Below are 7,197 nucleotides of genomic sequence, written 5' to 3' on the forward strand. Positions count from 1 at the left end.
CAGCGGCTCGATCCGGTCCCACATCGCATCAGTGATCACTAATCGGAGAGACACATCCGATCAACTGATCAGCCCGTCAAAGAGACACGCCCTAGGCCTTCTCTCTCGGGTCACTCTCACGGGCGTGCGATGCACGCGGTCGCGTCGATCACCTCCCAATGATCACGCCATCGGCCACGCCACCCCGCTTCGGCGTTCGGTCCGGGAGTAACGGCTCGATCCTCGCCCACTGCACGTCAGTCAACGGCACACCCGGACCAGCGGTCGGCTGATCCAAACGAAACTGCCTAGGGGTCCTTGGTGGAGGAACTCCCGCTGAGCCGACTTCAGTTGGGCCTGCGGCGAGGACAGCCAGGCGTGCGCAGCCCTCTCCAGGTCAGGACGCTCAGCAGGACGAGGACGGCGGCGGCGCTCGCGGTCGCGACCGCGAAGCCGGTGTCGAAGGCGTGCTCGGCGGCGCTCCGTAGTGCGTCACCGACCCGCCCGCCTGCCTGTACGGCCACTTCGGTGGCGGCGCCGAGCGAGCCGCGTGCGGTGGCCCACTGTTGCGTTGACGCGCCGGGGACCGGGGCGAAGTCGGAGCGGTAGGCCAGGGAGAGCGCGGTTCCCAGGACGGCGACGCCGAGTCCTGCCCCCAGGGAGAAGGCGGTTTCCTGGACGGCTCCGGCCTCTCCCGCCCGCTCCGGCGTCGCCGCGCCCAGAATCGCGTCGGAGCACAGGGTCATGACCGCTCCGGAGCCGAGTCCCGCGGCCACCAGGGCCGGGTAGTTGTCCGTGGCACCGAACAGCGCGAACCCGGCCAGTGCCAGCGCGCACAGCAGCAGTCCGCCGGTCAGGCTCCGCCGGCCTCCCCACCGTGCGGCGAAGCGCGGTGCCACGGCCGCGCCGCCGGCGTTGGCCAGCGCCAACGGGACCAGAGCCAGGCCGGCACCCAACGGGGAAAAGCCGTCCAGGAGTTGGAAGCGCTGGGCGAGGAGGAAGAGCAGCGCGGTGTAGGCCCCGTAGCACCCCAGGATGCACAGCGCGGAGAGGGAGAACCAGCGGTCGGCGAACTGTGTGACGTCCAGCAGCGGTTGACGGAGGCGGCGCTGCCGGACGACGAAGCCGGCCAGGAGCGCCGCGCCGAGAAGCGCGGTGGCCCAGAGCACCGGCCCGGCACCGTTGTGCTCGCCCAGCTGCTGGAACGCGTACACGAGGGTGCCGAGTCCCACGACCGACATCCCGGCGCTGACCGCGTCCCATCGGTGCGGCCGGGTGTGACGTGACTCGGGCAGCAGCAGGGCGCCGCCGGCCACGGCGAGCGCCACGACCGGCACGTTGACCAGGAACACCGAACCCCACCAGAAGTGCTCGATCAGCAGTCCGCCCAGGAGCGGGCCCACGGAGACGCCCACGCTGTTCGCCGCGGTCCACAAGCCGATCGCCACCGACCGTTCCCGGCCGTCGGGGAATATGTCCCTGATGAGGGCGGGCGTACTGGCCATGATCATCGTGCCGCCGACTCCCAGTGCCGCCCGAGCGGCGATCAACTGCCCGGGGGCGGCCGACAGCGCCGCGCCCGCCGACGCGAGCCCGAAGAGCACGAAGCCGGCCATCAGCATCCGCTTGCGTCCGAACCGGTCCCCGAGTGTCCCGCAGGCGATCAGCCCGGCGGCGACGGTCAGCGCATAGCTGTCGACGATCCAGAGGAGTTCGGAGCCGCTCGGCAGAAGCTCTCTGCTGATCGTCGGCACCGCCACGTTCAGCACGGTCAGGTCCATCCCGACCATGAGCAGGGCGGCGCACAGCACGCCCAGCGCCGCCCATCGGTGCGGGGTCTTCTGTCGAGTCTTCTGTGGGCTCTTCGGCGGAGTCTCAGTCAGCACCACTCCACTGTGTGCACCGTGAACTCCGGTCACAAGTACGGTCTTTCATGTGCCTCGGTACCACTCCGGCCGCATGGTTTCCGTCGGTATACCTGTCTAAGGTGACGATCATGAGGCGGGAACGCGAGCAGATCGAAGCGATGGCCGAGTGGTGCAACACCGAGGTGATGCTGTCAGTCGTCGGCGGGAAATGGAAACTGCTGATCATCCGGTACCTCCTGTTGGGCACCCACCGATTCGGCGAACTCAAACAGGCCATGCCGACCGTCACCCAGCGGATGCTCACCCGCCAGCTGCGGGAACTGGAGGAGGACGGTCTCGTGTCCCGGACGGTCTACGCGGAGGTGCCGCCGAAGGTGGAGTACACGCTCACCGAGGCCGGCGAGAGCCTGCGGGACATCGTCGGCCGACTCGACGCCTGGGGAAGTTGGTATCGCGAGCTTCGTACGCGCCAGGTGGGAGGCGAGGAACCGACGATGACCGAAAACTGATTCCTGGTCGGCGAGTTGGGCCATTGACCGGGCATCCAGAACCCTGACCCGCGCCCGTGGTGACCGCTTCCGCAGCCCGCCCGAACGAGGACTACGAGTCGCTCCGCAAGGGGACCCGGGCGGCGAGGTGGGAGCGCAGGACCAGGTCGTCCATGGTGTCCATCAGCCAGAGTTCGGACAGCGGCAAGTGCACCGCGATGCGGCTCTGGTGGGCGGCGACGAGGTCGCGGAGCTGCCGGTACGCGTCGCCGGTGACCTCGTCGGTGAGCTGCAGATAGCCGGCCAGGAGCGGACGGTGGGGCGCCTGGGTGTGCGTGCGCAGCTGCGCGAGTGCGGTCGCGGATACCCTGTCGGCCGCCTGCACCGGAAGGTAGATCCTTCCGGTGTTGAATCGTCCGATCCATGGCCCGCGAACCGTCACCGAGATGCGTTGGGACAGTTGAGCGGGGATTTCCGTGCCCTCTTCGAGTCCTCCGACGAGGGTGGCGTGCATACGGTCGGCTCGCAGGGCAAGTCCCGGCCACCAGACGCGTGATGCGAGGTCGCTCTGGCGGAGATCGGAGAGGAAGGCGGTGATGCCTGCGTCGGCAGCCAGCCGACTGCTGTCGATCGGGATCACCACCGAGCGGATCGGCGGCCAGTACTCCGCCGGGCCGGTCTCGGGCCCGAGCGGTGCTCTGGCCCGGTGGTCGAGAAGCGGCAGGTGTCGTTCCCGGTAGCGCTGGTCCAAGGTCAGCGCCTCGTTGGCCGCCCAGTCATAGGCAGCGGCTTGCCGGGACAGCTCCGCGAGGGGGTCCAGCAGGGGCGTGATGTCTTCGCTCATCGGTGACCTCCGTGGCACGTAGTCAACCATGGCGCCCAGCACTCCCCGTTTGAATGGCCGGAAGGTCACTGGGCGCGGGAGGCCGGAAGGTCACCGTGCGCGCGAACAGGGCGCCCACAGCAGCGAGTTGGTGAACGGCGAAACCCGGGATTGAGCAGAACCACCTCTCAAAGAGCCGCCCGGCGCCCCTCCCCCGCGTCGCCTGTGCCGTTCGCCGTTGCCCAGGCGGCGATCTGGGCGCGGGAGGTGAAGCCGAGTTTGGTCAGGATGTGTTCGACGTGGCCCTCGGCGGTGCGGCGGGAGATGGTCAGTTCGGCGGCGATGTCCTTGTTGGTCATGCCCTGTGCGACCAGGTCGGCGACCTGGTTCTCGCGGCGGGTCAGCGGCGCCGAGGCCTCCTGCCCGGGCGGGGGCGGGGCAGGGGTCGGGGACTCTTCGAGGGCGTAGGCGACGGACTGTTCCAGGGTGAGGCGGCGGCCCGCTTCGAAGGCCGCGGTGTAGGCGGTGTCGCCCAGGCCGGTGCGCAGGGCCGCCTCGCACTGCTGGTGGCCGGCCTGGAGGTGGCCGAGGCCGGAGAGCGCGGAGCCGGCGACCTGCCAGGTGGCGTCGGCCGCGCCCATCAGGGTGGCGGCCCGTTCGCCGAGGTCCGAGGCGGCGGCGCACCAGCCCAGTACCTCCAGGCACTGGGCCACGCCCCACTGGTCGTGGGAGAGGGGCTTCTCCCGCAGGGCGTGCCGGACCAGGGTGCCGGCGCGCTGGTGCCGGCCGTGCCGGTAGTGGTCCAGGCCCAGGGCCCACAGTGCGTGGGTACGGGACCACTGGGCCTCGTGGGCCTCGCACAGGGCCAGGCAGCGTTCGGCGTGGACGGTGCCGGCCGGGTCGCCGGGATCGGTGCAGGCGGTGGTGAGCATGAAGGACGTGACGGCGGCGTTGCCGGCGTCACCGGCCGTCTGGTGTCTCGCGAGTGCGTCCTCCAGCAGCGGGACGGCCTGCGCGAAGTCGCCCTGGAACAGCGCCACGAGCCCGGCGAGGGTGACCCGTGCGCGGGTCAGGTCCGGGACGTCTCCGAGGGTTTCCTCGACCGCGCGGCACTGGCTCACCCGGCGGTCCGCCCCGCTGATGTCGCCCTGGAGTACGGCCAGCAGACCGTCCACGAACAGCGCCTTCGCCCGATACGGAGTCGGCTCCTCGTCGAGGGCCAGGGCCCGGCCCAGCCAGCCCCGGCCCTCGTTGAAGGAGCCGAAGCCGAGCCGGTGCATCCACAGCGAAGCGGCCAGTCCCATCGCCACCTGTGCCTGGCCGGGCTCGCTCAGGCTGAAGTCCAACGCGGCCTGGAAATGGGGGTGTTCGGCGCGCAGGCGGGTGAACCAGGCCAGCTGGCCGGGGCCGAACCAGGCCGCCTCGGCCTCTTCGGCCACCGTCCGGTAGTGGTCACGGTGCCGTTCACGCAGCCCGTGCTCCTCCCCCGAGGCGGCCAGCCGCTCCAGCCCGTACTGGCGCAGGGTGTCCGGCAGCCAGTACCGCATCCGTGCCCCGCGCTCCTCACTCGCCAGGACGGACTTGTCCACCAGAGCGACGACGAGGTCGAGCACCTCGCCCCGCTGGATGCCGTGCCCGCTGCACACCTGCTCGGCCGCCGGCATGTCGAAGCTGTCGGGGAACACCGACAGCCGGGACCACATCAGGCGTTCCTGGTCCGTGCACAGGTCGTGGCTCCAGTCGATCGCCGCCCGGAGGGTCTGCTGGCGGGGCAGCACGGTCCGGGAGCCCGCCGTGAGCAGCGCGAAGCGGTCGTCGAGGCGCAGCAGGATCTCCTGCGCCGACAGGACCCGCAGCCGGGCCGCGGCCAGTTCGATCGCCAGTGGTACGCCGTCGAGCCGTTGGCAGATCTCATGGATCACCGTGGCGTTCTCCGGGGTGAGGACGAAGTCGGGGCGCATCGCGGCCGCCCGGTCGGCGAACAGCGTCACCGCGTCGGACACCTCAGGGGACCGGCCGTCGCCCTCGGACAGCATCGAGGGCACCGGCAGCACATGTTCCCCGGGCACCCCGAGCATCTGACGGCTCGTCGCCAGCACCCGCAGGTCCGGCGCCGCGCTCAGCAAAGTGGCGACCAGTTCCGCACTGGCGTCGAGTACGTGCTCGCAGTTGTCCAGCACGAGCAGCATCCGCTCACCGGCCGCATGCTCCACGAGCCTGGCCAGGGGGTCGCCGAGGGCTTCGTTGCCCAGTCGCAGGCGCGCCGCCACGGTCTGCGCCAGGCGGTCCCCGTCCTCCAGCGCGGCCAGTTCCACCAGCCACACCCCACGGGGGAAGGACCGCTGCGTCTCGGCGGCGATCCGCAGCGCCAACCGGGTCTTCCCGATCCCGCCCGGCCCGGTCAGCGTCAGCAGCCGCCCACGCGACAGCAGCGTCCTGGCGTGTGACAGCTCATTGCGTCGCCCGATGAACCGGGTCATCTCCGCCGGCAGCGTGCCGGCTCCCCGGACTGTGCCGCCCATGCTCCACACCGTAGACGCACGCCGCGGACCAGGCAATCCGCCGCCGACCGGCGCATGGTGGCGCCGAATTCTCACGGAGATTCCGTGATCCACGGCGGTGTCCTGCCCGGCAGTCTGGTTGCTCGTGAGGGGCCCTCCTCCGCCGCTCGCCGCCGTGCCGTCCCCCGCACGGCGGCGAGCACCCCCCGGTTCCCGTGAGCGGGGCGCCGAGGGCGCGGAGAACGGGCCCGGCCGGATACGAGCCGAAGAAGAACGAAGGAATGGATGGCCGTGGCAGATGTGGTGTTGGTACACGGGTTGTGGCACGACGGGTCCAGTTGGAGTGAGGTCATCCCGTTCCTGTACGACGCCGGGCACCGGGTGACGGCGGTGCAGTTGCCGCTGACCTCCCTGGAGGACGACGTGGCGGCCACGCAGCGGGTGCTGCGGACGCTATCCGGCCCGGTCGTCCTGGCCGGCTGGTCCTACGGCGGGACGGTGATCACCAACGCGGTGACGGAGGCGTCGAACGTCTCCGCGCTGGTGTACGTGGCGGCGTTCGCGCCGGACGAGCGGGAGAGCAGTTTCCAGATCCTGCAGCAGTTCGGGGCGACGGTGGGCCAGGTGGTCCAGCCGCAGGAGGACGGGGCGTGCGGCATCGATCCGGACCGCTACCGGGAGGTGTTCGCGGCCGATGTGCCGGCGGTGCGCGCGCAGGTGCTGGCCGCTGTCCAGAAGCCGTCCGCCCTGACCTGCCTGGAATCCCCGTCGGCCGAGCCCGCATGGCGCTCGATCCCGTCCTGGTACCAGGTGGCCGAGGAGGACAACGCCCTGCCGCCGGCGGCACAGCGCTACATGGCCGAGCGGATGCGGGCGGTGACCACGTCGGTGCCGTCCAGCCACGCCTCGCCCCTGTCCCACGCCCGGGACGTCGCCGACCTGATCACCCGCGCCGCAGTCCGCACCGCCTGAAGGAGAACACACATGCTTGACGAAACGACCACCCGCCGCGGCACGCTCCGGCCGGCCGGAAGCGATGACCTGCTGCGCTTCGCCCTGAAGCTGGACGGCACCGTCTCCGGACTCGTCGCGGCCCTCAGCCTGCTGGCCGCCACGCCGCTGGAGTCGCTGCTCGGCCTGCCTGCCTGGCTGCACTGGGCCCAGGGCGGCTTCCTGGCCCTCTACGCCGCCGCGCTCTGGTACGCGGGCACCCACCAGGCCGTCATCCGGACGATCGGGGTCAGCGCCGTGGCCCTCAACGCCGTGTGGGCGGTGGGCTGCATCGCGATCATCGCTGCCGGCACGAGCTGGTTCCCGATCACTCCCTTCGGCTACGCCTATATCGCGGTCCTGGGCGTCGCGGTGGTGGTGTTCGGCGCGCTGCAGTACGCGGGGCTGAAGCGGGCCAGGTAGGCCGGTTCACCCAGGGCTCCGGGCACATCCCCTTGGCGGTGCGGCCGAGGTCGTAGCCCTTCTGGGCGCCGAAGTTCTGGTTGACGGTCTGGGCGATCAGGTCGGAGGCCATGGCTTGGAGCGCG

At 70.8% G+C, this 7,197-nt stretch carries 6 protein-coding genes; 3 read left to right on the forward strand and 3 right to left on the reverse strand.

Annotated elements, in window-relative coordinates; translation table 11 throughout:
- Positions 1-326: 326 nt before the first annotated feature.
- Positions 327-1,865, reverse strand: coding sequence for an MFS transporter (locus ACWC9R_RS36660; protein ID WP_450738168.1), 1,539 nt, complete (start codon positions 1,863-1,865; stop codon positions 327-329).
- 110 nt (positions 1,866-1,975) lie between these two features.
- Here ACWC9R_RS36660 and ACWC9R_RS36665 point away from each other — a divergent pair, with 110 nt between their 5' ends.
- Positions 1,976-2,356, forward strand: a complete 381-nt coding sequence (locus ACWC9R_RS36665; RefSeq protein ID WP_450738170.1) for a winged helix-turn-helix transcriptional regulator — start codon at positions 1,976-1,978, stop codon at positions 2,354-2,356.
- Between the two features lie 91 nt (positions 2,357-2,447).
- Here ACWC9R_RS36665 and ACWC9R_RS36670 read toward each other — a convergent pair whose 3' ends face one another.
- Together ACWC9R_RS36670 and ACWC9R_RS36675 are read right to left on the reverse strand one after the other, a co-directional pair.
- Complete coding sequence (locus ACWC9R_RS36670; protein ID WP_450738172.1) at positions 2,448-3,179, reverse strand: hypothetical protein; 732 nt, start codon at positions 3,177-3,179, stop codon at positions 2,448-2,450.
- Between the two features lie 167 nt (positions 3,180-3,346).
- Entirely contained in the window at positions 3,347-5,680 is a 2,334-nt protein-coding gene (locus tag ACWC9R_RS36675) for an ATP-binding protein (RefSeq protein WP_450738173.1), read from the reverse strand.
- A gap of 270 nt (positions 5,681-5,950) precedes the next feature.
- On the opposite strand from ACWC9R_RS36675, the gene ACWC9R_RS36680 reads away from it, so the two are divergent.
- Positions 5,951-6,631 (forward strand): alpha/beta fold hydrolase, encoded by a 681-nt coding sequence (locus ACWC9R_RS36680; protein ID WP_450738175.1) that lies wholly within the window; start codon positions 5,951-5,953, stop codon positions 6,629-6,631.
- A gap of 12 nt (positions 6,632-6,643) precedes the next feature.
- Positions 6,644-7,072 (forward strand): hypothetical protein, encoded by a 429-nt coding sequence (locus tag ACWC9R_RS36685; RefSeq protein WP_450738177.1) that lies wholly within the window; start codon positions 6,644-6,646, stop codon positions 7,070-7,072.
- Positions 7,073-7,197: the final 125 nt, after the last annotated feature.

The organism is Streptomyces sp. NPDC001219, assembly GCF_053597915.1.